Genomic DNA, 26,169 nt, shown 5'->3' with positions numbered 1-26,169 from the left:
TCAACACCTAAAGTTTCACCACCACCCACGTTTCCGGCGGGGTGACGGGAGGGATCCCCGTCGCAATTGGATAATCCCGTTTGCCGTCGCCTTTGGTGCTGTATTCGGGGTATACGCCTTTCAAACCATACTATAAAGGAGCGGCACACAAGGTGCTGCTCCTTTTTTATGCCGAGATGGCTTCCCTACGAAGCTGTACGAACAGATCTACAAATTCTGCGTCCCATTGCGTTCCACGCCCACTCTCTAAAATTGAGAGCGCCTTTTCAATCGGCATGCCTGAACGATATGGGCGGTCTGACGTCATCGCGTCATACGCATCGGCAATGGCCATGATTCTTCCAAACAGCGGAATATTCTCTTCGCTTAAGCGATCCGGATACCCTTTCCCGTCGATTCGCTCATGATGTGACCGAACGCCGGCCAAAATTGGCTGAAGTGATGTGGGTAAATGAATTTGACTCAAAATATGAATCCCGATTGTCGGATGTTCCTGAATTTTTGAAAACTCTTCATCTGTCAATTTCCCTTCCTTCAACAATACATCATCGCGAATCCCGATTTTCCCGATATCATGAAGAAGTGCCGACTTATTGAGTAAATCGATTTGGGTACTCGACAAACTAAGTGCATGGGCAAGCTCGACCGAGTACATCGCTACACGCTCCGAATGTCCTGCTGTGTAAGGGTCACGTGCATCGAGTGTTGCCGCAAATAAAATGAAGAGACTATCTAAAAGTTGCGCGTTTTCCTGTTCCCGCTTATTTACTGTCTCTACCATTTGATTGAATCCACCAATCAATCGGGCGAACTCATCTAAGTACGGATTCTCGATTTTTTGAAGTTGTCCCGACTCCATTTGTTCGATACCTGATGTCAAAAATCCGATGGGGCGTTTGATATTGTCATACAACAAGAAACTGCACAAAACTGCAATTCCAATGATGATTATGAGAATAATGAATGCCCAGTTCCAGTACGTATCTATCCGTGTCGATGTCGAAAGTTGTACACTTGAAGCCAACATAAATAATAGGATGGGAAAGACACCCGTAATGAGCATGCTAATCAATAATTTTGTTCGCACACTGAACGACTGATATGTTGTTTGGACCGGTTGGCGATACAACTCATAGTGTCTCTCTTTCATATACACAAGTAATGGCTCGACTGACCGAACCGTTAAAAAATATTCAATCAACGCATGGAGCACGGCAATCATCACGGCACCGATTGCGGCTAAACCAATCAAACGATAGGGTAAATTAATCCAATCATTATAGATGCAAACAGTCGTTACGCCGATAGCCGGGATGGATAGTCCAAACAAATGAGGACCGAGAATCCGCTGTATCGTCAAAATCGGAAATCGGCTCGCCTGATCAAACGCTGATGTCAATTCGTCCATTGTCGAGGACTCGGTCGTAAAGAACTGTCGAATCGGCCGAATATGGCGACGGTATAAGAGTAGTTCAGACGTAATCATGACCACCCCTGAACCTAACATGATGGTCAGAAGTAATAACATCTCTTGCCTTGATAATTCAAGCGTCTGAAAAATAAAGACGCCCCCTACACCAAAAACGGCCAACCCTGAGCCAATCACATAGTTTACAATAAGTGTCCGTTGAAATCGTTCAAACATTCCCCTCACCTCTGTACTCTTTTTCTTCTATCACTGACACTCTTTTTCTTCTATCACTGACACTCTTTTCTTTTACTATCGACCGGACTCTTTCTAAGTTGAACACAAAAGCGGACCTCCACATGGGAGGTCCGCTAAAAGATAAATTATGGGCGTAATGGACCCTCGTTGTCATCAAGAGAGCGATTGTCTTGGTCTGGAGTGATATTTTCATGGAACGGATTCGATTCCGGTCCGTCAACATGATCATCCTTTGATTCAGAAACATCTCGCTTCATCTTTTGCTTCGATTGTTCCGCTTCACGTTTCGACTGTTCAACACCCTGTTTTGCTTGGCGTTTCGCATCTTCCGCTTCGCGACTCATCTGCTCTTTTTCCTGCTCAAGTCCTTCTTTCGAGACTTCTGTTTCATCGATACGTTGCTCGGCCTTTTTCAAGTAGCGTGCCGCCGTTTCGCGACCGCCAAGACCGAAAGCAAGACCGAAAGCGAGAGCAACGGCTCCAAGAATAAGAAGGAAGGCCGTATTGACAATCATCGGCGCAATGCCGAGCTGACTGATCGCCATGAAGAAGACGAGTCCGAGAATCGCATACTTCGCCACATAGCGAAGCGCGCTCGGTTGTCCCGCTCTATCGACAAGGACACTTCCGACCAAGCGCTCTGCCATGTTAGCCAACCAGAAGCCGATTGCTAAGATGATGAGCGCTGCAATGACCATCGGCAAGTAAGCAAAGATGGCTGTTGCAAGGGACGCCATGAACTCAAGATTCGCGACTTGAAGCGCTTCTGATACGAAGAGTAAAATTACGATGACTTGTACGACCACACCAACCACTTGGGCAATCGACATCGAAGTCGCACGTTCTCCGAAGCCCATTTTTTGAGCCAGTGAATTGACGCCAAGGTTCTCAAGGAGCGATACGACGACACCTTTCAACCATTTCGCGACGAACACACCAACAAGGACGAGCACAATCGCAACGAGAATGTCTGGAATCATGACCAAGACATCATTGAGCATCGCAATCGCTGGTTCAGAGATTCCACGAATATCAAGCGCCTCAAGCGCTGAAATCGTCACAGGAATCATGATGAAGATAAAGACGATTGTACCGATTGCTTTCGCAAGACTCGATCCTTTTACATAATCAGAAAGATGGAATCGCTCTGCTAATCGATTTAACCCTGCTGCTTCTAGGAACTTCGTCAAAATGTCGCGTACAATTTTTGCGACCACATATCCGATTGCGAAGATGAGTGCCGCTGCGACAAGTTTCGGAATGAATCCGAGGAAACTGTTCAACAAGTCTTCGAATGGTCCGCTGACCCCACGAAGTCCGAGTGCATCAAGTACAGCTGGTAACGCTAATAAGAGAACGAGATAGAAGACGATATTTGCGACCGTGTCTACCCATTTCGTTTGGTTGACACTGGTCGATTCTTGTCCCGTCTTTTCCATCAACTTGCTCAAATTCAAGCGATGTCCTGCCATTTGAATCCCTTTTTTCAGAAGGGTAGCGATGACCCAAGCAACTAGCAAGATCAAACCTGCTTTAATGACACCGATAATCAATCCTGAGAAGCCTTCATAAATCTGACTGAACGGCTCGGTAATTGCAGGAACGTTCATAAATTCAAAGATGATTAAGAACGCGAGAAGTAAGACCCCGAAAAACACCACTTTTGCGATAATGCGTTCAGGTGTCCACTTCTCTCCTTTTTCCCCATCTTTTTTAATTCCGGCCCGCTCATCGAGTCGTGCCTTCTTCAATACTTTTCGTGTCACATTTTCCAAAACTTTTGCCAAAATATACCCGACTACAAGAATAACAATTGCCAGCAAAAGTTCCGGTAACCATGACATGAACGAATCAAAGTTATACGTTGTATCGTTCATCAACCCTTCCTCCTTTTTTGTATGAAATGATTGCAGTGTTACTTCTTACATACCTATATTTCAAAACTATCAAACCTCATGAAAAAGGCATTTCTTCCAGATGGCTCTTACGATTCAATGGAAATGGGTACTTAAGTAAGAAAGAAATCGTGTCAAATCACGCGATATATGATACGAATAACAAGAGAAGTCATTTTAGGAGGAATCGCTATGAATATCGCTTTAGTGGCTCACGACAAAAAGAAAGATGATTTAATCGTTCTCATCAAAACGTATGCACATATTCTAGAAAAGCATCAGTTGTTCGCGACCGGCACGACGGGTAAACGAATTGCCGAAGCGACCGGCTTACCTGTACATTGCTTCCGTTCCGGGCCGCTTGGAGGAGACCAAGAAATCGGAGCTGCTGTTGCTCGCGGTGAAATGGATATGATTATCTTCTTCAGAGACCCGCTGACCGCACAGCCTCATGAACCGGACGTGAGTGCGCTCATGCGTCTTTGTGACGTTTATTCCATTCCACTTTCGACGAATATGGGAGGAAGCGAGATTTTGATTCGAAGCATCGAACAAGGTGATTTCGAGTCGCTGAAGCTCTCTCACAATGACGAACCACCTGCCTGACGATGACAAACCAAGAAAGGAGAGGAATCTCCCTGGAACCAAATCTGATTCAAGACCCAAACGTTCAACAGTTTTTCAACGAAGTGCGGAAGCGCCTCATTGAACTGGTTGAAGATGAGACGGAAGCGGACCGTCTTCTGCTTGCACTCGCCGGCTATATCCGTCATGCGGAGAAGAGCGGACAGTCGTTAGACAGTCTTTTAAATCAAGACCCTCACGAGTACGCCCGCTTCCTCATCGAACAACCCGAGACAAATGAAGAATATCGTCTTCGTTACCACGTGTTGATTGATGCTTCTGATGAATTAAAACCTCATGAAAAAGCCCAAGCAAACCGAGACTTCGATTGGACAGTCAATCAACTCGATGAAGCAAACCTTTCTTTAAAAGAGATTGAAGTGCGTGACCTGGCATTTCTCGCCTATACAAAAATCGAAGCACTCAAATCATCGCGCACCATTTGGAACCGTTTCGGCTGGTTACTCGGTATGATTTTGGCATTTGCTTACGCCAACTTACTGCTCGTCATCGATGATGTATTTAGTGGGCGCTTGTTCAGTGCCCCCATGTCGACATATCCGGTCGACTATTTAGCCTTCTTGCTGCCTGTCCTCGTGACCGGTGCCATTTTCGGCATATTGACCCGCTTTCGTCACCATATTCAGACGCTTGGAAGACGCATCGCATTCGCATCCCTCATTGTCGTTGTCTATATCACGTCCATCTTTTTGATTCAACCGCTCTTAATCACACTCGGTTGGTCATTCGTCATTCAATTAAGTCCACTGTATGCGCTCATTTTATTAGCAATCAGTAGCTTCATGGCAATTTGGACATTGATTGAATTCGTATGGAAGAGCACACGCTGTTCACTCGGTGACGATTCGCTTATGCTTTATTACTAAATCTACGCCATTCCTACAAAGGGATGGCGTTTTTTGTTTCAATCGTCGATAGAACGGAAATTACTCCTATTGTGACGCTTGTTGGAGATTGTCGAATTTTTAAAGGGGGTATTCGATGTCAGATCGTAAAATGATTGGTCTGTTTCAGACGGAACAGGAAGTCATACACAAAGTAGAAGAGTTGAAGGCTGCAGGGGAAGCTGAAAAAAATATGCACGTCGTCGCCAAGCGAGACGGCGAAATCTCCGCGCTACGTGACCACACGGATGTGAACGCCGAATCCGGAGTTCGAGACGTGAATTGGCTCGATCGTGTTAAAGCATTCTTACACGGCAGTGACCGAATCCGTGATGAACTGCGCAACATGGGGCTCAATGACGCAGAGGCAGAGCAATACTATGATGCCATCGATGAAGGACAGATTTTACTCTATATCGATCGCCATTCGTATGACCGTTATCCAAATATGTATAAAAAAGATAGCGAACTCGATCATGATAAAGGAGAAAAGGCAGATGGGATTGCCTTTGATGCGAAACCATTCAATGATCATGACAAGAAACCAAAAGGAACAAAAGAGGACCCGATTGTACGCGGTCATTCTGGATTAGAAGATCACCGACGATTATAAGGAGGAACGATTATGAATGAGAAACGATTCATCAGTATGCACGATACACAAGACGCAGCACTTGGAAAAATTGAAGAGTTACGGGCAAAAGGATATGAAGACTCACACATTTACGTCGTGACGAAACATGAAGACAACGTGTCAATCTTGAGACGTGATACGGACGTTCATACAGAGTCGACTCATCAGGCGAGCTGGTTCGATAAAGTTCGGGCTTTCTTGAGTGGACATGAAGACGTTCATGCTGGTTTGCGTAACATGGGACTCAGTGAAGATGAGGTGAAACGTCACTATGACGATGTTGAAGCCGGAAAACTTCTCGTCTACGTGGATGAAGACTTTGAACGCCGTCACCAAGATGGTGTGACAGTCGACGCGAAACCGTATCAAGACGCATCGTCAACACATCTCGGTAGTCACACAGACGATGGTTTAGAAATCGACTCAAAACCATATCAAGAAACTCAAACCGTCGACCCGAGTCATCCGGTAGACCCTGAGCAAGATAAAATTGATAAAGAAACAAAGCAACGTGATCGTGAAGAAAAACTACGTGGGCTCGATGATCGTGCCTACCGTAATGATGTAGAAGATCCAGATAATATCCGACGCTTTTAATAAAAAAGCCTGACGCGTGCGCGTCAGGCTCAGCTTGTTGACGAACCAGGTCGCATCTTGCGACCTGGTTCGTCCTTTTTTGTGGTTCCCAGTTTCTTGAGGCGTTCTGCCCCCATAAAATTGAAGAAATGCTATGTAGACAGTCTTTTCTGGCCAACAGATTGGCCAGTTTCTTCATTTTTTGTGCGGTGGCTGCCACCAGATTGGCGCGTTGGACCTTCTTGATCCCCCTGTAGAAGGTGAAACGGAGCCCGTGGAGCTCTTTCCCGTCGGCAATTGAGCGCTCGACCGTCTGTGGACGAAGCCGATAGGCCTGGCTGATCGTCGAATGGTCGGGCACCTTCTCGTCGACGACGGGTGGGATCGGTGTTTACCGTCCCTTTCCCCTTTTGGACAGATTCGAAGTATGTACCGGGCTTTTTCTTCGGCCATCGAGGCCTCAGAAAAAGACAAACGGCCGCCAGATGACGACCGTTTGCGTTGCTCGCCCGACGGCGCCCCGACTCCTGCAGGAAAGCAATCCGACGGAGACCCCGCAGCGACCCAAGTCGCGATGCGGCTCCGGAATTGCCTGCGGAAAGCGTGGGCGCCGGAAAGGCGAGCGATATTATTCATGTTAGTCAACAGCCTGAGCCTGACGCGTGCGCGTCAGGCTTTCTTACGTCAATCGATTCTTCGGTTCTTTCCCTTCGAGCACGTTCTCAATCGCTTCTCGATTCAATGCCATCATCGCCAGACGTGTCCGAATCGAGGCACTTCCGATATGCGGCAATGTTGTCACGTTCGGAAGCTTCAATAATGGATGATCAAGATCGATGGGCTCTTTAGTGAACACATCTAACCCTGCTCCCCAAATCTTCTTCGCCTTTAACGCTTCATACAATGCTTGTTCATCGATGATCTCTCCACGAGCCACATTGATGAAAATCGATGTTTCTTTCATCTTGGCAAACTCTTTAGCTCCGAGCATACCTCGTGTCTCGTCCGTGAGCGGTGCGAGAACGATGACGAAGTCAGATTGCTCCAACAGATCATCGAGCTCTGCATACGTGAAGCCGTACATCGACTCTGACTCATGACGACGTGTCCGGTTGTGATAGAGCACATCCATATCAAATCCTCTCGCCCGGCGTGCGACCGCTTCACCAATCCGTCCCATGCCGATAATGCCGAGCTTCGCTTGATAGAGATCCATCCCGACATATCCCATCGGAAGCCAAGACTTCCACTCGCCAGCACGTAAATCACGTTCGGCCTCACCGAGACGTCGGGCCGTCATCATCATCAGTCCAAACGTCAGGTCCGCTGTCGTTTCCGTCAAGACGTCCGGAGTATTCGTCACGATGACCCCGTTCTCTTTCGCTGCGTTCAAGTCGATATTGTTATATCCGACAGCCAAGTTTGAGACGACTTCTAAATTGTTTGCTGTTTCAAACACTTCACGGTCAATTGTGTCACTAAGCATCGTCCAAAGTGCATGTGCCGCGGCGGCTTCTTTTAGAAGAACTTCACGTGGGACACTTTGTCCCTCATGTTCCCACATGCGTACGTCATAGTGGTCACGAAGTGTTTCGACTGCCTCTTCAGGCAATCGGCGTGTAATATAGATTCGTTTTTTCAACTTTCTCCCCCTCTCTACACTTACTTGTAGTCTAACAAATGAGAGTCGTTATGACGGTTTATCCGTCTTCGGATTTTGTTTCAAGAACTGTTCGAACAGTGAGCCGAACTCTTGATTCAACAACTGCTCAATCGTTTTCGAAGAATCCATTGCGTTTCGATAAGCGATTTCATTGATGGCCAGACCAATTGCCCATGTGATGCCTGATGCGACGGTCGCGTTAATGACGCCGGCCGCCATATTCGCCCCAGGAAAAAATTTCATTACATTTAACAGAAGAGTCTTCGATAACGTTCGACCGATTTGTGGAATGATTGTGCTTCCGATGAGTGTCTTCAGTAAATCGTCACTCGCTTTCACACCCCAATAGCGGAATAAATGAACGCTCATTGTCACCTGGATAGGTGTCAACGCCACCGCATCTGCAAATGGAAGTGGTACTGCAGCAGCTGTTCCCGCGCTCGCCACATAACCTGAAATGATGCGATTCGCCTTTTTACGCTTTAGCTTAAGCATCGCCTCACTTTCTGCCTGAATTTCCATCAGGAGTCCTTCCTGCAAGGATGCATCTAACTGTTCGACCGACCAAACAATCAATCGCTCCCAATCTACATGTTGTCGCAACGCTTCGTTGTTTATGATTTCTGGGGCGATACTCACTTGGAAGATGGATTCCTCTACTACTATTCCATTCAGTTCATTTCGTAGTGCTGTCAGTTCATCCAGGTCTACTTGATCAATTTGAGTAAATAAGACAGCCACAGCCGTTGATTCATTTAGGCGACGAATGAGCGTTTTATCGAGAGGTGTGACGCGCTTCGTTGCGGCATTGATGGTATACCACACGAGATGAATTCGATCAGACGCTTCCTTTCGTCTATTATTCTCCACAAAACCGATGACTTCTTCCTCGTAATGTTGCTGTCGCGCACTTCCGATTTCATACCCTTCGCTGTCAAACAAGGTGACCGCAATGTCATCATTTTTATATTGATGAATCCCTCTTGTGACCGGTTCTCCGGCAGCCACGTTCGTCAAATCACGTCCAAACACATAGTTCACGACCGAACTCTTTCCCGCTCCCGTCGCTCCAGCAATGAGGATATTTGGTTTTTTCACATTTCCACGCAGTCGTTCAAGTTCTGCCTTTAAATCATAATCCTTAAAATCAAACCGCTTCGTCGATTCCATTCTCATTTCCCCCTTTATGAGTTAAGCGTTTGTCCCAGCTGGCGCATCTCGCGCTCAAAACCACGTCGAATCTCTTCTTCAATCGTTTGTCTGACGGATGCATATTGCTGCTCGATGGCTTTTTTAATGCCTCGTTCTGCCGTTCGACGCTTGAATGCCCAGTAAATGAAGTGCACTCCAGGAACCATACCGAGGACCATCTTTCGCACCGTCTTTCCGAACGAATAGTCAAATCCGAGTTCGACTCGCCTTGTCTTGAATAGTTGATTTGCCTGTTCACCGACTAACGGGTACCGTTGCATGAGTTGGATGTAATGACGTACCCCTTCTGCCATCGCATCTTCCGTTGTCAGGGCAGCCTGTTCGAGCGTTTTTTCTAAGTCTTTCTCGATGTTACGCGCTTTCCAGCTGATCATCGCTTGTGGCGTCAGCATGCGAATTTTTTCCGCCGAAGTGATGCTGCGTATTCGCCAATCCTCTAACTCTTCCACCAAATGATTCGTTAGATTGATTGGAAGCTTTCGTTCGATGTCTCTCCAAAGGTTCGTCCGATTACGCTTCCACACCTCTTCATATCCGCTCACCGGGATGCGCTTTCCCGTCAGTAACGTTTTCTCGACACTGTTCACCCGGATGATGTTCTCTTCTTCAATCGGAAGTTCACGCAGCAACACTTGTTCCATCGCCGAGGCTTTCTGTACACTCATCGGATCTTCTTCATTGAAGTTGGTTAAAATGAGAGTGACGTTGCTACCTCGTGCATATAGCGGTTTTAAAATCGACTCGAGCTCGTATGCCTCGACTCGTCCCGACTGTACCGACAGCAAATAGTAAATCGTATGAAACCACTCTGCGATATCGAGCGCCCCTTCGCGCTCATGGACGATAGATAATATTGCTTGGTGCCACTCCTCGGAACGGTCTGCCTCAAGCCCCCATGTATCAAAGAACCGAAACAAGATGCCCCGCTCTAAGTCGTAATACTCGTACTCATGAAGTCCTTCTGAGGTGACCGGACTTCCGGCCCTCGATTCAGCGACGTCGTGTCCGTATATATAGTTAATGAACGCACTCTTTCCAACGCCGGTCTTTCCGGCAATCAAAATATTCGAGACGAGCCCTGTCCGATCCATACGCTACCTCCCCGTACGTTGTATAGTTCAATTATACCGAACGGACCGATTTCAAACGTCCATCGAAAGGATGATTCTCATGCTTCACCATGTCGAACTGTACGTATCAAACCTAAATGACAGTGTACGTGCTTGGGAATGGCTTCTATGTGACCAACTCGGATACACGCTCTATCAATCTTGGCCGGAAGGTCGAAGCTATCGTTTCGGCGATACATATCTCGTATTCGTACAGACGGAAGAAGACCATCTCACTCCGTCCTATCACCGAAAAAAGACCGGTCTCAATCATTTGGCGTTTCATGCTACCTCACTCACACAACTAGAAGATATTCGTCAACAGCTGACGTCACACGGCTTCCAAGAGCTTTACGGAGACCGCTTTCCCCATGCAGGTGGTCCGGACTATACAGCGCTGTTTTTCGAAGACCCAGATCGCATCAAAGTTGAACTCGTGGCAACGATGTGAACGGTTTCGTGAGAACTTATTGAAAGTTTGTGAAAACAATTGCAAACTCTACGTCGACCTCCTAGACTGAAAGGGTCTAAAGGAGGTCTTCTTATGGAAAAGCAAGTCATCGATTATATGGAAGAAGCCGCATTTAAAAAATCATCGTTGCTTCAGCATTCATTTTCTAAATATGTGTTACGGTCGATTATCGCCGGCTTTTTAATTGGCATTGGAGTTGTCTTCTCATTCACAGTCGGAAACATGTTCATCGATGTCCCCGGAACGATGCTCATTGCCGGTGCTAGTTTCTCGGTGGCACTCGTCTTCATCGTTTGGATGGGTGGAGAACTATTTACGAGTAATACGATGTATCTCTACACAGGGGCAAAACGGGGACGTGTCGCTTGGTTAGACTTAGCGAAAATATGGGGAATCAGTTGGATCGGCAACTTGATTGGCGCCGTCATTTTATCTCTTCTCGTCATCGGAGCTCACAGTATGGGCGAGGTAACGGGTGATCATTTGCTCGCTGTCGTCGCGGCGAAAAAAATCGGCGGAGATGCCCTTGCGATTTTCCTAAAAGGGATTTTGTGTAACATTCTCGTTTGTCTGGCTATCTTTATGCCACTAAAAACAAATAATGACGTCGCAAAAATCATGCTAACGATGATTCCAGTCGTCGTATTTTTTGCTGCCGGGTTCGAACACTCGATTGCGAACATGGGTGTCTTCGCACTTGCGCTTCACTATGTGCCGTCAGAACTCATCAACTTTAGTGGCGCCCTTTACAATCTATTCTTCGCCACACTCGGTAACATTGTCGGGGGTGCGTTGTTCGTGGCCGGAAGTTACTTGTATTTAAATAAAACTGAAATGGAACAAGCCGTCAAGCCAATCCGTCAACGTGCATAAAAAGACAGGGACCCCAATTAGCAGGGTCCCTGTTTGTTGCGTGATGCATTATGATTTTGAAACGTCAGCAGCGGCTGTTTGAACAGAACCTTGTGCCACTTCGTCTTCTTCGACGTCCCAGCACTCTGTGTTTTCGATACCGAGTTTACGAGCTGAGAAGCGTGGGTTGAGACCTTGAGCACGTTGCTCTTCGTAGTCTTTAAGAACTTTGAAGGCAACACCACCAAGCAATGTGATGGCTGTGATGTTGATCAATGTCATTCCTGCCATGAAGAGATCAGCGAGGCTCCAAACGAATCCGAGGCTCGCAACCGCTCCGATGAAGACGAATGCCATTGTCGCAAGACGGAATCCAAGGACTGCACCTTTACTCTTCTTGATGAATTCGATGTTCGTTTCACCGTAGTAGTAGCTTCCTGCAATCGAGCTGAATGCGAACAAGAAGACACTGATGGCGATAAATGCCGGGGCGAGTGCTCCGATTTGTTCAGTCAAGGCATTTTGAAGGAGGACAATCCCTTCACCATTCCCTGAAGCGTAGCTATCTGAGAGAAGAATGATGGCTGCAGTTGCTGTACAAACAATCAACGTATCCAAGAATACACCGAGTGATTGAAGGAAACCTTGCTTCGCAGGGTGTGATACTTCAGCTGCTGCTGCAGCGTTCGGCGCAGAACCCATACCAGCTTCGTTCGAGAAGAGTCCACGACGAACACCCATAGAAATCGCAGCACCGATTGAACCACCGACTGCTTCGTCTAAACCGAATGCACTTTGGAAGATCATCGCGAAGACGGCTGGGAGTTCAGCAAAGTTGACAACAACAACGTAGAGCGCGATTACAAGGTACAACACGGCCATGACCGGTACGACGATTGCCGAGAAGTTAGCGACACGTTGTACTCCACCGAAGATGACGAGACCAGTAAGAACAACCAAGATTGCTCCACCGATGACTGCATCGACACCGAATGCGTTATCGAATGCTGCAGCGATCGTGTTCGATTGAACAGAGTTGAAGATGAGGCCAAATGTGACGGCGATGAGAACCGCAAATACGATTCCTAGTGCACGGTTATTCAAACCTTTTTCGATGTAGTACGCTGGGCCACCGCGATAAGCGACATCGTCTTTCACTTTGTATACTTGAGCCAATGTACTTTCAATCATGGCTGTGGCGCCACCGAGAAGGGCGACGATCCACATCCAGAAGACCGCTCCCGGTCCACCGAGTGTGACGGCTACCGTGACCCCTGCAAGGTTACCTGTACCGATTCGAGTCGCAGCACCGATAAAAAATGATTTCATTGGTGTGATACTCTTGCCATCTTTTGATGGTGTCACGTCCGACTTATCCGTGACCGCACGGAACATTTCTTTTAAGTACCGGAACTGCATAAATCGTGTTTTGACTGTGAAATAAATCCCGGCTCCAACGAGTACGGCGATCAATACGTACGACCATAAGATGTTGTTCAAAAAGTCGACGCTTCCTTGTAGCAAACCTTGAATCGCTTCCATGAATAAGTTCCTCCCTGTTGTGTGAATCTGAAGTTGAGATTTTTTATGATGTCTTAGTTCTGAATTATACAAATATTCTGAAAATTATCAACCATTTTTTTATAGGTTACTTCACTGTTTTTTCACATCAATGAATCATGATTCCTTATACAAACTCATTTAAAGCGCTTACAATAATAATGTTTAGAAATATTAAATCATGATTGTTTTTGATGACCATGAAACGAATATTCAAAAAAAACAGCCACTCTTTTCGAGTAGCTGTCGTCTTAAATACCAGTACGTTTCTTCTGGTTATTTGGTTTTTTCGTCAATTGACTCGTTAATGGTTTTTGTTTCGTACCATGTAAACCTGTCGGAACCTTTGTCTGGTTCTGTTTCTTTTCTGCTAGCTTTTGTTTCATCGCCTCTTGAAAAGATAATTTTTTCTCACTCATCTTACTCACCTCCAGCTTCGATCACTTTCACACGACCGACCTGTCCATCGCTCAAACGCACTTTGATTCCGTGCGGATGACGTGGCGAGTTCGTCAATATATCCTGAACGACGCCTTTCGTCAACTTTCCGCTTCGTTGATCTTGTTTCAAAACGATTTGGACATGGAGCCCTGGGCGAATGTCAGCACGTTTCGTTCCATCCATACCCGACACCCCTTTCCATTTAGTCAATCTCTATCATATGCTCTTTTCCCGTATTTGTCACAGTCTATTCCATATACCGATTTGTCGCATCGTTTCCGTCATGTAACTTTGATCGGTCTGTAGTGTCTTCTCGGGAAGCGGATGATGGAATTGCAAGCTGACTCCTCGATGCGAAAAGATGACGTTGATGATCGTATTTCCATCGATATCATGGAGCGTCGCCGTTCCTTGAAGGGAATGGAAGGCCGAGGCGAACGCCTCTCCAAAATCGAGATACGTTGTCACAGTGGTTACAACACGTTGCTCATCCATCATCAAGTTTACTTGTTCGCGGCTCGCGCTTATGATGACGACTCGTGCTACCTCGTTCCCATTTGAAAATTCAATCGTATGCATCCTCATCTCACCTCACATTCAATAGAGGTACCCTCCTCAGAAGGTACCTCTCTATCATAAACGATATAGACGGGCTGCGAATGGTCGCAACATAAATGTCTCGGTCTCAATCGTCTCCGGATCAATTTCATTCGTCATGACGAGCGTAGCGCCCGCTATTTCTGGAATTGTCACTTCTGCCGGGTTGGCAGTCAAGTTGACGACCACGAAAAATCGATTGTTCTCAAATGAACGTTCATAGACGAAGGCTTGCTTGTGCTCTGGCAAGACGTCACGATAACGACCATACGTAAACGTCTCTTCGGCTCGGCGAAGTCGAATCATCTCCTTGTAGAATGATAGGATTGAGTGTTGATCGTGTTGCTGCGCCTCGACGTTAAGCGTCTCATACTCTTCATGAATCGGCATCCATGGTGTTTTCGTCGAGAAACCAGCATGAGGCGACGCATCCCATTGAATCGGCGTTCGCACGTTGTCACGTGAGGTCCCCCATACTTGTTGCATCGAATCGATTTCACTCATCCCGTTCGCAATCCGTTCGAAATACTCATTTTTTGTCGCGACATCATCATAGTCATGAATGGACGGGAGGGGCACGTTCTTCATCCCAATCTCTTGTCCTTGATAGATGAATGGTGTGCCGTGCATAAAGAAATACATCATCCCAAGAGCCGTGGCACTCTCACGCCAGTAATGTTGCTCATCCCCAACGAGCGAGACCGCTCGCACCATATCATGATTTTCAATGTATAGTGCGTTCCAACCGGTTTCGAGTAAACCTTGTTGCCATTTATCAAAGATTCGTTTCAACTCGACGACATCGAGCGGGGCAAGACGTGACCGTCGCATAATATCGACATGGTCAAAATGAAACGCCATATTCATCGCGCCATTTTCCGGTCCCATCCAAAGATCCGCTGCTTCCGGTTCAATCCCGTTCGTTTCACCAACGGTCATAATATCGTATTTCGAGAAAGTCTCCCGCTTCATCTCTTGAAGGTAGTCATGGATTCCATCGATATTCGAATACATCGAGAACGCCGTGACGACCGGTTTGCCGTCCGGAGATGGAAGCATCGTCCCCGTCGGCATCTTTTTAATGTGACTGATTGCATCGACACGGAATCCGTCGACGCCTTTATCGAGCCACCAATTGATCATATCGTAAACAGCCGTTCGTACTTCACGATTCTCCCAGTTCAAATCAGGTTGCTTCTTCGAGAAGACGTGTAAGTAGTATTGATCAGTCTCTGTATCGTATTCCCAGGCAGAGCCGCCAAAGATACTCGCCCAGTTGCTCGGTGGTGCACCTTCTTTACCATCTCGCCAAATGTACCAATCCCGTTTCGGATTGTCTTTCGAACTTTTCGACTCTAGGAACCATGGATGTTCGTCCGACGTATGGTTGACGACGAGGTCGAGCAACAGCTTCATCCCACGCGCATGTACAGCCTTTAGCAAGGCGTCGAAATCTTCCATCGTCCCGAACTCTTCCATAATATCTTGGTAATCACTAATATCGTATCCGTTGTCATCGTTCGGCGATTTATACATCGGACAAATCCAGATGACATCAATCCCAAGGTCTTCTAAGTAATCAAGCTTTTCAATGATTCCACGAAGGTCTCCAATCCCATCCCCGTTCGAATCTTTGAAACTTCGTGGATAGATTTGATAGGCAATCGCCTCTTTCCACCATACACGACTTATTTTTGTTTGTTTCGTTTGGCTGAACAACGTCTCCATACGGCACCGTGCCTCCTACAATAAGGTATGATTCACATCTACCATAGCACTAGTGCAAGCGTTTGCAAAGAATCAGTCCATAAAAAAATGCAGTTTTTACACTGCATTTTGATGATGCGCCCCCACTTGTTCACAGAAGGCCGTGATGAGCTTCGATAAGTGTTTCCAATCATGGTCCATCGTCGCGACGTGATATGAGTTTGGAAGCACGGCGTATTCTTTTGTTCCTTGTAGCTGATCAAACAACCAGATGGAGTCGGAAGGTGGAACCACGTTGTCGACAGCTGAATGAATCACATATGTCGGCACATCCACCGATTCGACGTGAGGTCGCACCTCGTCAATCAGCGAAAGCAATTCTCGGATTGCTCTTGTCGGCACGCGGTCATAGACAATCTCATATACGTCTTCTGCTAAGATGTCGGGCGCGTCTTCGTCGATGAATCGACACTCGGTATCCGACGCATGGCACGCATATCCCGGTACGGACAGTGCGGCATTGATTGTTACGACTGCGTCTGCTTTTCTTCCAAGAGCTGCTTTGAGTGCCAACGTTCCACCCATTGACTGACCGACAACGATGACAGTCTGACAAGATTCACGCAATCGTTCAATTCCTTCGATCACACTCTTATACCAGCATCGATGCGTTGAACATCGAAAATCTTCCGGGTCTGTCCCATGCCCTTTCAAACGTGGTGCGTAAACAGTAAACCCTTGTTTCATCAGTTCAATCCCGACATCTTGCACACTTTGAGGTGTCCCGTTGAAGCCATGACAAAGTAAAATTCCAATCTCGTTTCCTTCATAATAAAATGCGCCTGCTCCAGGAATAACTGGATAAACGGTTTCTTTCATTTCTTCCTCCTCTTAATACACACTTAACCGATATAATTAATTAGTATTAGAAGAGTGTAAATTTTATCGAAGCAATCGTCAAGTTCTTCAGGTTTCATTTACCTTGTCATCAAAATGTAATCATAACTTCGTATTTAGTAGATTGAGTTCTGACGTCTGCTTGGTTATGTTTAACATGTAGTTAAAAACTTGGGAAATGAACGTGTTAATTTTGACAATACACGAATGTTTTTCAAGAAATTCGTCACAAGAGAAGTAATGTAAGCGCTATCACGTCGTTTTTTCGAAAAAGGGGGACGAATATTCACCATTAATCAACGACACGAATTGGGGAAATCGGATTAGACCATTACATCTAAGGGAGACTTACACATGGGGAAACCAACACAATCATTTAAGACAGTCACTGGCCTTGCCTTATCAGCAGGACTCATCGTCAGCAGCATGACGCCGATCGCGGCAAACGTACACGCCGAAACGTTGAACGCTTCAGACCTCTTCATTTCAGAATATGTTGAAGGATCAAGTAATAACAAGGCAATCGAGTTATTTAACGGAACGAACGCGACAATTGACCTTTCTGCTTACAAGATTGAATTGTATTCAAACGGAGGCACGACTGCCGGAAACACATTGAATTTAACAGGCACACTCGCACCGGGAGCTACATATGTCATCGTGAACGGCAGTGCATCGGACGCGTTGAAAGAAAAATCGAACACGGTGAGCGCCGTGACGAACTTCAATGGGGATGACACAATCATCTTGAAAAAAGGAGACACTATTCTCGATGTCTTTGGTCAACTCGGTTTCGACCCGGGGACAAAATGGGGAACGATCGTTGCGACTGCCGATCAGTCGCTCATTCGTAAAGATACGGTGACGCGTGGAGACAGTGAAGGCAGCGACACGTTCGACCCGTCTATCGAATGGATATCGACACCACAAGACACGTTCGATAACCTCGGGTTACATACGTTCCAAGGTGTCGAGTACGGAGATGGTGGCACGACTGAACCGCCTGCACCAATCACACCGATTTCAATTGCTGACGCGCGGACAAAAGCAGAAAACGAGACGGTCACGGTAAAAGGAATCGTCACGGCTAAATTAGCAAACACGATCTCCATCCAAGACGCGACGGGAGGTCTGTCTATCCGTCCAACGTCACTTGCGGTCAATGTCGGGGATGAGGTTGTCGTCACAGGGGTCGTCGGTTCATATCGTGAACTACTTCAATTGAACAGTGCCGTCGTCGTCTCCAAACAGGAATCGACGCTTCCTGTTGCACAAGTAGTGACAGGTGAACAAATCAACGAAAACGTCGAATCAGAACTCGTCACCGTCAAAAATGTCACGCTCACAGGTAGCGGTCAGAACTTGACGGCAACAGATGGGACAAAAGAGTTCATCGTTCGTGACGAGCGAAGCATCCTCGACTTGCAGACAGACGTGAACTATTCATCGATTACAGGAATCGTCCAGCAATTTGATAACATGTACCAAATCATCCCTCGTGACCCAGCAGATACAGTCATCGATACGTCTGTTCTTCGCCCTGCCGTCGCAAAACCAGGTGCCGGTACGTTCGTCGGACCACAAGACGTCACGCTCTCGACAACGACAGCAGACGCCGAGATTTTCTATACGCTCGACGGATCTGATCCGAAAGAGAATGGTCTTCGTTACGAAAATCCAATCCGCATCGAAAACTCGATGACATTGAAGACGGTCGTGAAAACGGAAGATGCGTTCAGTGCCATCTCGACATTCTCTTACAAGATTACAGACAAAATTCGCATTCACGACATCCAAGGTGCGAACCATACCGCTCCGATGAACGGACAGACGGTTGAAGGTATCGAAGGGATCGTCACGTCTACTTTCGTCTCAAGCGGAACGACCTACTACTTCATTCAAACTCCTGACACGGAAGCCGATAATGATGCACGCACATCTGAAGGGATTGTCCTTTACGGCGGACGTTCAATTGCTGGTATTCAAGTCGGTGACCTCGTTAAAGTGAACGGAAAAGTGAGCGAGTACGCGATTGAAGGATACAGCGACCGTCAACAGACAGATATGAAGATGACACAAATCGATACGCGTAACGGAAAAGTTGAAGTTCTCGAGAGCGGTGTAACACTTCCTACCCCGATCACGATTGACGCTTCAAATCTCCCAACCGAGTATATCGACAGTGATAATCTCGCCGTCTTCAACCCGGAGAAGGACGCAATCGATTTCTGGGAGAGCCTTGAAGGGATGCGCGTTCAAACGAACAATTTGAAGTCGGTCGGACCGCAGGAGTACGGTGATTTGGTGACTGTTCTCGAAGATACGCCAACGGAGACATACAATGGCGGCGTCTTATTGAAAAAGAACGACGCGAACCCAGAACGCATTCAGTTCCGTCTCGAACCGAACGCTGAAGCACGTGACTTTGATGTCGCGACAGGCGACCGTTTCAACGGACCAATTGTCGGTGTCGTCGGCTATTCATTCGGTAACTATAAGATTCAAGCTTCACTTGAGGATATGAAGGCTACATTCGTCAAAGGGGATGCGCAGCGTGAGAAGACGTTCATCGAGGCAGAGGAAGATCAATTAACGATTGCATCGTATAACTTAGAAAACTTCTCGAACAACATCAAAGAAACATCAGATGAGAAGGCACTCAAATTGGCGAAAGCGTTCGTCAATGAATTGAACAGCCCTGACATCATCGGCGTGACAGAAGTACAAGACAACGACGGACAGGACAAAGGGGCAGGTTCTGCCGCTGATCAAAGTTATCAACGCTTGATTGACAACATTGTTGCTGTCGGCGGGAAGACATACAAGTACGCAAACATCGACCCAGAGAACAACCAGGATGGTGGCGCACCGGATGCCAACATCCGCGTCGGCTTCTTATACGACCCTGAGCGCGTGTCATTGACTGACGGAATTCCTGCCGGTGATGCGACGACGGCAGTCGGATACGCTGACGGGAAATTGACGCACAACCCGGGACGGATCGACCCAACGAACGAAGCGTTCGATCGCTCACGTAAACCGTTGGCGGCTCAATTCGACTTCCAAGGCGAGAACGTCATCGTCATCGCGAACCACTGGAACTCAAAAGGCGGCGATACTGGGTTCTTCGGCTCACAACAGCCGGTCGTACTCGGAAGTGAAGTGCAACGTAAGAAAATTGCACAAGTCGTCCACAACTTCGTGTCGGACGTGAAGACGAAGAACCCAGAAGCAAACGTTGTTGCACTTGGAGACTTCAACGACTTCGAATTCTCGGATGCACTTCAAATCTTCAAAGGTGACTTAATGACGAACATGGTCGAGAAAGTCCCGGCTGTCGACCGTTACTCTTATGTGTATCAAGGGAATTCGCAAGTACTCGACCATATCCTCGTGTCGAACCGCTTAGCGAACTCTACGAAGATCGACATGATTCACGTCAACGCAGACTTCACAGAGATGTCAGGACGTGCGAGTGACCACGATCCAGTCCTTGCACAAATCGACTTCACACCGGAACCAGAAGTGGAATTGACGCGTTATACCGTGGAAAACCATAAAGCTGCACGTCTCGTCCTTCAAGAGGATTATATCGGTGTGACGATCGGAAAAGGTACAAACTTCAAAAATGGGATCTTCGTTCGTGGTATATACACGGAATTGACTGGTGACGCTTTAAAAAACGTCGTCGTTCAAGTGAAACCAAAAGAAGCTGGTGCCACTATCGACTTCAAAGGTGCAACAGTGAAGGAAGTCATCGTTGACGGGAAAAACCTTGCTGAGATTCATGGTGCGAAGAACGTCCAACGCATCACGTATACGAAAGGTGCCTCTCCTTCATCAATCATTATCAAGAAATGACATCTTGAACCGCAGACAAGACACATTGTCTGCGGTTTTTTAGGTTTTGCCTTTTCTGAAGCGGGGATAAAAAGGAAGAAGCTGAATCGTGGAGGAGAAATTATGGAACTGTATAACGGAGAACTGTATTGGCCAACAACTGAATCAGATAACGTCGTATTGCAACAACCTGAAAAAAAGGAACGCTACGACGTGCTCGTCATTGGAGCTGGCATGTCCGGGACATTGACGGCCTATACGCTACAACAGGACGGTGTCGATTTTGCGGTGATTGATGCGCGCAAAGTCGGGACAGGAAGCACATCAGCAAATACCGGGTTAATTCAATATTCAAATGACATCATGTTACATGAACTCGCAGAAAAAATTGGAGAGGCGGCAGCTGTTCGCTTTTATCAATTGTGTCTCGATGCGGTCGAATCGCTCGACCAGGTGGCAAAAGATGTCGGTGCATCCGATATATATATTCGACGGGACAGTCTTTGTTTTGCGAGTGATGAGACCGATGTTGCCAAATTGAAACGTGAGTATGAAATGCTGTCAAAGTACGGTTTTGACGTGGAATGGTTGGATCGTGAGACATTACGCGAACGCTTCCCATTCGAAAAACCGGCGGCCCTCATCACCAAAGGCGATGCCGAGGTCAATCCGCTCACGCTAAGCCGTCAAATCATTCGCCATTTATCAAAACAACACGTCCCAATTTTTGAAGAAACGTCGGTGGATGAGGTCGTGTCCGACGGTGACGGATGGGTCGTTTTCACCTCAAACGGGACATTCAAAGCGAATAAAGTTATTTTTGCGACGGGTTATGGGCCAGCCCCCCTACTCGACTCCCATCGAATCGATTTAAATCGGTCATACGCCATCGCCACGAATCCGATCGCTGAGTTCAGTGATTGGGAAGGACGTGCCCTCATTTGGGAAACGAAACGCCCGTATCTCTATTTACGTACGACTCCCGATGGTCGGATTATCGCTGGCGGTCTCGATGAAGACAAAGCGGAGACACCTCACGACGAGACGCTCATGAATGATCGGGCAGAACGGGTGAAAGAAAAAATAGCCGAGCTCTTCCCGATGTATGACCTTGAAATCGATTATGCCTGGGTCGCCTTGTTCGGAGAATCAGTGGACCAACTCCCGTTCATCGGAGAGCACCCGAATCAACCGAACTTGTTTTACTTACTTGGATATGGGGGAAATGGGACGGTGTACAGCATGCTCGGCTCTCGTATTTTAAGTGCCCTCGTTCGCGGTCAGTCGCATCCCGATGCGGACCTCGTTCGTCTAGATCGAACATAATCCCCGACATCTCGGGGATTGTTACATATTGAAGGAGTGTTTTTTGGTTGAAGAAAAAAAGAAAAGCAAATTGGGTATATCAACTCCGGCGTCTCGCCGTGTTTCTCGTCCCGCTCGGCTTGGCCGTCTGGTTCTGGCCGCAGGAGTCGACACCCACCACACAATTGAAGTCTGAACAAGCCTCTATTTCCGAGGAAATATACACGATTGAAGAACGTACACCCATTGAAGAAGACGGCGTCACTCGATATGAATATGATGTCGTGGTACATGGGGAACGGAGTACGGATGAGCTTCAATCAATCAGTCATGACGTCATCGATGACGTACAACAGTCTGATCAGTTTCAGGCCGCCTTGCTACGATTTTATGATGATGCCGCGTATATCGGGACGGAACCCCCACTCGGTGAAGCCGTATTCGCTCCGGAAGGTGATTACGCGCTTGCCGATTGGGTGAAACCCGGTCAAATAGACGACATGATATTCGGCTGGCAACTTCGGGAAAAAGAATGGACGACCAAATTGACCGACAAAGAGATACAGATTTGGAGATCATGGCAAGACCAGTATACGGAGCAGAATCCTGATGACCCCGATGCGAAAGCGAAAGTGACGCGTGTCATTGCCACGGAATACGAACTCGACCCTAAAGTGGTGCAACAAATCGTATTGAAACAACATGTATGGGCCGCATTATGAATAACCTTAACTTTGTGTGAAATCTCTCTTTTTTTGAAAAAGAGGGATTTTTTTATTTTAGGTTAGGGAACACCGATATAGTAGGTCAAATCGTGACTTACGACGGTCAGTCATACTTAAGGGAGGCAATCACATGGGGAACAAGAAAGAAGAGCAGTTAAAACAACATACGATTGATAACGAACAACAAGCTGGCTTGACGACAAACCAAGGTCTGAAGATGGCGGAAGACGAATTCTCGCTGAAAGCAGGACGTCGTGGTCCGACGTTAATCGAGGACTTCCATTTCCGTGAGAAGATGACTCACTTCGACCATGAGCGGATTCCGGAGCGCATCGTTCATGCGCGTGGAGTCGGAGCACACGGGGAGTTCCAGGTGTATGAACCGCTTGCCGAGTTCACCAAAGCGGATTTCTTGAATGACCCTTCGAAGACAACACCCGTATTCGTCCGTTTCTCAACGGTTCAGGGGTCACGCGGTTCCGGTGACACCGTTCGGGACGTCCGTGGATTTGCGACGAAGTTCTACACAGACGAAGGGAATTATGATTTAGTCGGGAATAACATCCCGGTCTTCTTTATCCAAGATGCAATCAAGTTCCCGGACCTCGTCCACGCCGTGAAACCTGAACCACATACAGAAGTGCCGCAAGGGGGAAGCGCGCACGATACGTTCTGGGATTTCGTCGGACAAAATCACGAGACGGCTCATATGGTCATGTGGGCGATGAGTGATCGGGGGATTCCGCGTAGTCTACGCATGATGGAAGGGTTCGGGGTGCATACGTTCCGTCTCGTAAATGCTGAAGGAAAAGCGCACTTCGTTAAGTTTCATTGGAAGCCAAAGCTCGGGGTGCATTCACAAGTATGGGACGAAGCCCAAAAAGCAGCCGGGAAAAATGCTGATTTCCACCGTGTCGACCTGTATGAAGCAATCAATAAAGGCGACTATCCAGAATGGGAGCTCGGACTTCAACTCATCCCTGAAGAAGACGAGTTCAAGTACGACTTCGACATTTTAGACCCGACCAAACTGTGGCCGGAAGAAGAAATCCCGGTCAAACTCGTCGGGAAGATGACCTTGAACCGAAACGTCGACAACTTCTTCGCGGAAACTGAGCAAGTCGCGTTCCACCCGGGTCATCTCGTTCCAGGAATCGACTTCTCGAACGATCCGCTCTTGCAAGGTCGTCTGTTCTCGTATACGGACACGCAGCTTTCGCGTCTCGGTGGACCAAACTTCCACCAGATTCCAATCAATAAACCAGTTTGTCCGTTCCACAACAATCAGCGGGACGGGATGCATCAAATGGCCGTCCATAAAGGGCAGACGAGCTATCACAAAAATGCGCTCAACAACAACCAGCCGGAACCCGTACCGGCCGACCAAGGTGGTTTCGAGCATTATCAAGAAAAGGTGGACGGGCATAAGATTCGCGGCCGTAGCGACAGCTTCCTTGATTTCTATTCACAGGCGAAGCTCTTCTACAACAGCATGACCGATGTCGAGAAGCAACATATTCAAGACGCCTGTAGTTTTGAACTCGGAAAATGTGAGTCCGACATGGTGAAAGAAAACGCCGTCGATTTATTGAATCGGATCGATCGTCACCTCGCCGAAGTCGTCGCGGACAATTTAGGGGTACAAGTGCCAGAAGAGAATAATGAGGTCCAGTCAGATAAGAGCTCCCCTGCCCTCTCGATGGCCAACACGATTAAAAAACCGGACACGAAGAGTGTCGCCCTCCTCCTCGCCGGTGACGTGGACGCGAATCAGGTGAAACAATGGGTGCAGACGCTCGCCGACCACAATGTCAACTATAGCCTCGTCGGAAAAAAAGCGCATATGCTCGGTGATTTGAAAGTAAAAGAGACGTATGACACAGTCGACGCGAGTCTCTTCGATGCCGCTTTCTTAGTGAGCGCCGCAACCTCGGTCGAAGATGATGTCCTCGAGTTTATCGAGAACACGTATAAGCACTATAAGCCGCTCGCCTTGCACGTGCATCACAAAGAGGCACTCGCCACATGTCGCGTGAAGACAGACCAGCCTGGCGTCTTCACGTTTGACGAGCACAACCTCGATGGATTCGATGCGTTCATCGATGGGATTGCGACAGCCCGTTTCTGGGACCGTGCCTAACGACGTTACTTTACTCGACTCGATTCCCGAGTCGAGTTTTTTTCATGTCTGTCATTCAGTGCATGTAGTGCATCATCTCAGACAATCCTAATTTGATTTGGTATACTCTTTTAGTTATGTTTATTAACTATTCGACTTTGAAGAAAAGGAGGCGTCGTGTTCGATGCATCAACCTATTCAAAAACTGTGGACGCGAGACTTCTTGATCATCTCGCTCATCAACTTCTTCCTGACGCTTATCTTTTTCTTATTGATGGTCACAATCGGAGTGCATGCCGTCGAGTCGTACGGAGCGACGACGAGTCAAGCAGGACTCGTCACCGGTATCTTCATCATCGGGACGTTGACCGGACGATTATTCATCGGTCGACTCATTGATTCGATCGGTCGGAAGAAGACGCTTTATATCGGGCTCGTCTTTTTCACCACCACGATTTTATTGTACTTCGTCCATTGGGGCATCGGCTTCTTATTGCTCACCCGGTTCGTTCACGGTCTCGGGATGGGATTATCGAGTACGGCAACCGGGACCATCGTAGCGCAAATCATCCCTGCGACCCGGAAAGGTGAAGGCATCGGCTATTACAGCATGAGCTCCACTCTGGCGACAGCCATCGGGCCGTTCGTCGGATTGCTCCTTAGCCAATATACGAGCTTTACCGTCATATTCGCTCTTTGTTTCGTGATTGGAGTCATCAGTTTAGCGAGTACGTTCTTCGTCAACGTACCTGAAGTCGATGCTCCTGAAGTCGTTCGTGGCTTCTCATTGAAATCATTCGTCGAACCGAGGGCGTTACCGATTGCCCTCATCATCGGCATGGCCGCACTAAGCTATTCGAGTGTCTTGTCCTATATCAACTTTTATGCAAGTGAACTCGACTTGATTGAGGCGGCAAGTATCTTCTTCCTTGTCTATTCGATCGCCGTCCTATTATCACGTCCAATCACTGGGAAATTGATGGATGCGCGTGGAGCAAACGTCGTCATGTATCCGGCAATCGCCATCTTCGCTGTCGGACTTCTCGTACTCAGCCAGGCGAATAGCGGCTGGATGCTTTTGCTTGCAGGTGCTTTGATTGGACTAGGTTTCGGAAATATACAGTCTGGTACACAAGCGATTGCCGTTAAGGCTTCACCACCCCACCGGATGGGGATGGCGACATCCACGTTCTTTATTGCGCTCGATGCAGGTCTCGGGTTTGGACCTTATTTCATCGGACTACTCATTCCGTTGACCGGTTTCTCGACGTTATACCTGATCCTCTCTGGCGTCGTTCTCTTTACCATTTTCTTGTATTACGCTATGAATGGACGGAACGAACAAAAACAACTGAACGAAGCTGCCTGAC

General features: G+C 47.5%; 22 protein-coding genes and 1 pseudogene. 11 read left to right on the top strand and 12 right to left on the bottom strand.

What is annotated here, in order from left to right; translation table 11 throughout:
* Positions 1–166 precede the first annotated feature (166 nt).
* Positions 167–1,645 carry an HD-GYP domain-containing protein gene (locus KNO96_RS10400; RefSeq protein ID WP_214703592.1) on the bottom strand — a complete coding sequence of 493 codons (1,479 nt, stop codon included), beginning with the start codon at positions 1,643–1,645 and terminating at the stop codon, positions 167–169.
* 146 nt (positions 1,646–1,791) lie between these two features.
* Positions 1,792–3,543, bottom strand: a complete 1,752-nt coding sequence (locus KNO96_RS10395) for a mechanosensitive ion channel (RefSeq protein WP_214703591.1) — start codon at positions 3,541–3,543, stop codon at positions 1,792–1,794.
* Positions 3,544–3,753: 210 nt separating this feature from the next.
* Between KNO96_RS10395 and KNO96_RS10390 the strand changes: the two genes are divergently transcribed.
* The 4 genes from KNO96_RS10390 to KNO96_RS10375 all read left to right on the top strand — a co-directional run bounded on the left by KNO96_RS10390 (position 3,754) and on the right by KNO96_RS10375 (position 6,321).
* A complete protein-coding gene (locus KNO96_RS10390; RefSeq protein WP_026824646.1) occupies positions 3,754–4,167 on the top strand; it encodes a methylglyoxal synthase in 414 nt (137 codons plus the stop codon).
* A 2-nt stretch (positions 4,168–4,169) separates the two neighbouring features.
* Entirely contained in the window at positions 4,170–5,072 is a 903-nt protein-coding gene (locus KNO96_RS10385; RefSeq protein WP_251125163.1) for a hypothetical protein, read from the top strand.
* 115 nt (positions 5,073–5,187) lie between these two features.
* Positions 5,188–5,703: a YflT domain-containing protein gene (locus KNO96_RS10380; protein ID WP_026824648.1), complete on the top strand. Its 516-nt coding sequence runs from the start codon at positions 5,188–5,190 to the stop codon at positions 5,701–5,703.
* Positions 5,704–5,715: 12 nt separating this feature from the next.
* Positions 5,716–6,321 (top strand): YflT domain-containing protein, encoded by a 606-nt coding sequence (locus tag KNO96_RS10375; protein WP_026824649.1) that lies wholly within the window; start codon positions 5,716–5,718, stop codon positions 6,319–6,321.
* A 226-nt stretch (positions 6,322–6,547) separates the two neighbouring features.
* Here the strand turns inward: KNO96_RS10375 and KNO96_RS14435 are convergent.
* The 4 genes and pseudogenes from KNO96_RS14435 to KNO96_RS10355 all read right to left on the bottom strand — a co-directional run.
* Positions 6,548–6,661 (bottom strand): annotated as a pseudogene (locus KNO96_RS14435) (hypothetical protein); the annotation flags it as partial.
* Between the two features lie 318 nt (positions 6,662–6,979).
* The gene (locus KNO96_RS10365) at positions 6,980–7,942 is read right to left on the bottom strand and encodes a 2-hydroxyacid dehydrogenase (protein WP_026824650.1); all 963 of its coding nucleotides are present in this window, start codon (positions 7,940–7,942) and stop codon (positions 6,980–6,982) included.
* Positions 7,943–7,990: 48 nt separating this feature from the next.
* Positions 7,991–9,133: a YcjF family protein gene (locus KNO96_RS10360; RefSeq protein WP_214703590.1), complete on the bottom strand. Its 1,143-nt coding sequence runs from the start codon at positions 9,131–9,133 to the stop codon at positions 7,991–7,993.
* A gap of 14 nt (positions 9,134–9,147) precedes the next feature.
* Positions 9,148–10,266, bottom strand: a complete 1,119-nt coding sequence (locus KNO96_RS10355) for a GTPase (protein ID WP_214703589.1) — start codon at positions 10,264–10,266, stop codon at positions 9,148–9,150.
* A gap of 79 nt (positions 10,267–10,345) precedes the next feature.
* On the opposite strand from KNO96_RS10355, the gene KNO96_RS10350 reads away from it, so the two are divergent.
* Complete coding sequence (locus tag KNO96_RS10350; protein ID WP_214703588.1) at positions 10,346–10,735, top strand: VOC family protein; 390 nt, start codon at positions 10,346–10,348, stop codon at positions 10,733–10,735.
* Between the two features lie 93 nt (positions 10,736–10,828).
* Positions 10,829–11,629, top strand: coding sequence for a formate/nitrite transporter family protein (locus tag KNO96_RS10345; RefSeq protein ID WP_026824654.1), 801 nt, complete (start codon positions 10,829–10,831; stop codon positions 11,627–11,629).
* Between the two features lie 48 nt (positions 11,630–11,677).
* Here KNO96_RS10345 and KNO96_RS10340 read toward each other — a convergent pair whose 3' ends face one another.
* The 6 genes from KNO96_RS10340 to KNO96_RS10315 all read right to left on the bottom strand — a co-directional run bounded on the left by KNO96_RS10340 (position 11,678) and on the right by KNO96_RS10315 (position 16,792).
* Complete coding sequence (locus tag KNO96_RS10340) at positions 11,678–13,150, bottom strand: alanine/glycine:cation symporter family protein (protein WP_214703587.1); 1,473 nt, start codon at positions 13,148–13,150, stop codon at positions 11,678–11,680.
* Between the two features lie 269 nt (positions 13,151–13,419).
* Positions 13,420–13,587 carry a hypothetical protein gene (locus tag KNO96_RS10335; RefSeq protein ID WP_015880321.1) on the bottom strand — a complete coding sequence of 56 codons (168 nt, stop codon included), beginning with the start codon at positions 13,585–13,587 and terminating at the stop codon, positions 13,420–13,422.
* Position 13,588: 1 nt separating this feature from the next.
* Positions 13,589–13,792: a YwbE family protein gene (locus tag KNO96_RS10330; RefSeq protein WP_015880320.1), complete on the bottom strand. Its 204-nt coding sequence runs from the start codon at positions 13,790–13,792 to the stop codon at positions 13,589–13,591.
* Between the two features lie 57 nt (positions 13,793–13,849).
* Positions 13,850–14,188, bottom strand: a complete 339-nt coding sequence (locus KNO96_RS10325) for a hypothetical protein (protein ID WP_214700843.1) — start codon at positions 14,186–14,188, stop codon at positions 13,850–13,852.
* Between the two features lie 54 nt (positions 14,189–14,242).
* Complete coding sequence (locus tag KNO96_RS10320; protein ID WP_026824657.1) at positions 14,243–15,898, bottom strand: glycoside hydrolase family 13 protein; 1,656 nt, start codon at positions 15,896–15,898, stop codon at positions 14,243–14,245.
* 132 nt (positions 15,899–16,030) lie between these two features.
* A complete protein-coding gene (locus KNO96_RS10315) occupies positions 16,031–16,792 on the bottom strand; it encodes an alpha/beta hydrolase (RefSeq protein WP_214703586.1) in 762 nt (253 codons plus the stop codon).
* Positions 16,793–17,164: 372 nt separating this feature from the next.
* Here KNO96_RS10315 and KNO96_RS10310 point away from each other — a divergent pair, with 372 nt between their 5' ends.
* From KNO96_RS10310 to KNO96_RS10290, 5 genes are all read left to right on the top strand, one after another.
* Positions 17,165–20,671 (top strand): lamin tail domain-containing protein, encoded by a 3,507-nt coding sequence (locus KNO96_RS10310; protein ID WP_214703585.1) that lies wholly within the window; start codon positions 17,165–17,167, stop codon positions 20,669–20,671.
* 102 nt (positions 20,672–20,773) lie between these two features.
* The gene (locus KNO96_RS10305) at positions 20,774–21,976 is read left to right on the top strand and encodes an NAD(P)/FAD-dependent oxidoreductase (protein ID WP_214703584.1); all 1,203 of its coding nucleotides are present in this window, start codon (positions 20,774–20,776) and stop codon (positions 21,974–21,976) included.
* Positions 21,977–22,023: 47 nt separating this feature from the next.
* Positions 22,024–22,677, top strand: a complete 654-nt coding sequence (locus tag KNO96_RS10300; protein ID WP_214703583.1) for a hypothetical protein — start codon at positions 22,024–22,026, stop codon at positions 22,675–22,677.
* 133 nt (positions 22,678–22,810) lie between these two features.
* Positions 22,811–24,820 carry a catalase gene (locus tag KNO96_RS10295; RefSeq protein WP_214703582.1) on the top strand — a complete coding sequence of 670 codons (2,010 nt, stop codon included), beginning with the start codon at positions 22,811–22,813 and terminating at the stop codon, positions 24,818–24,820.
* A 163-nt stretch (positions 24,821–24,983) separates the two neighbouring features.
* The gene (locus KNO96_RS10290; RefSeq protein ID WP_214703581.1) at positions 24,984–26,168 is read left to right on the top strand and encodes an MFS transporter; all 1,185 of its coding nucleotides are present in this window, start codon (positions 24,984–24,986) and stop codon (positions 26,166–26,168) included.
* Position 26,169: the final 1 nt, after the last annotated feature.

This window comes from Exiguobacterium sp. s89 (genome assembly GCF_018617735.1).
Taxonomy (GTDB): Bacteria; Bacillota; Bacilli; order Exiguobacteriales; family Exiguobacteriaceae; genus Exiguobacterium; species Exiguobacterium marinum.
This window is presented reverse-complemented; position numbering and strand designations above follow the sequence as displayed.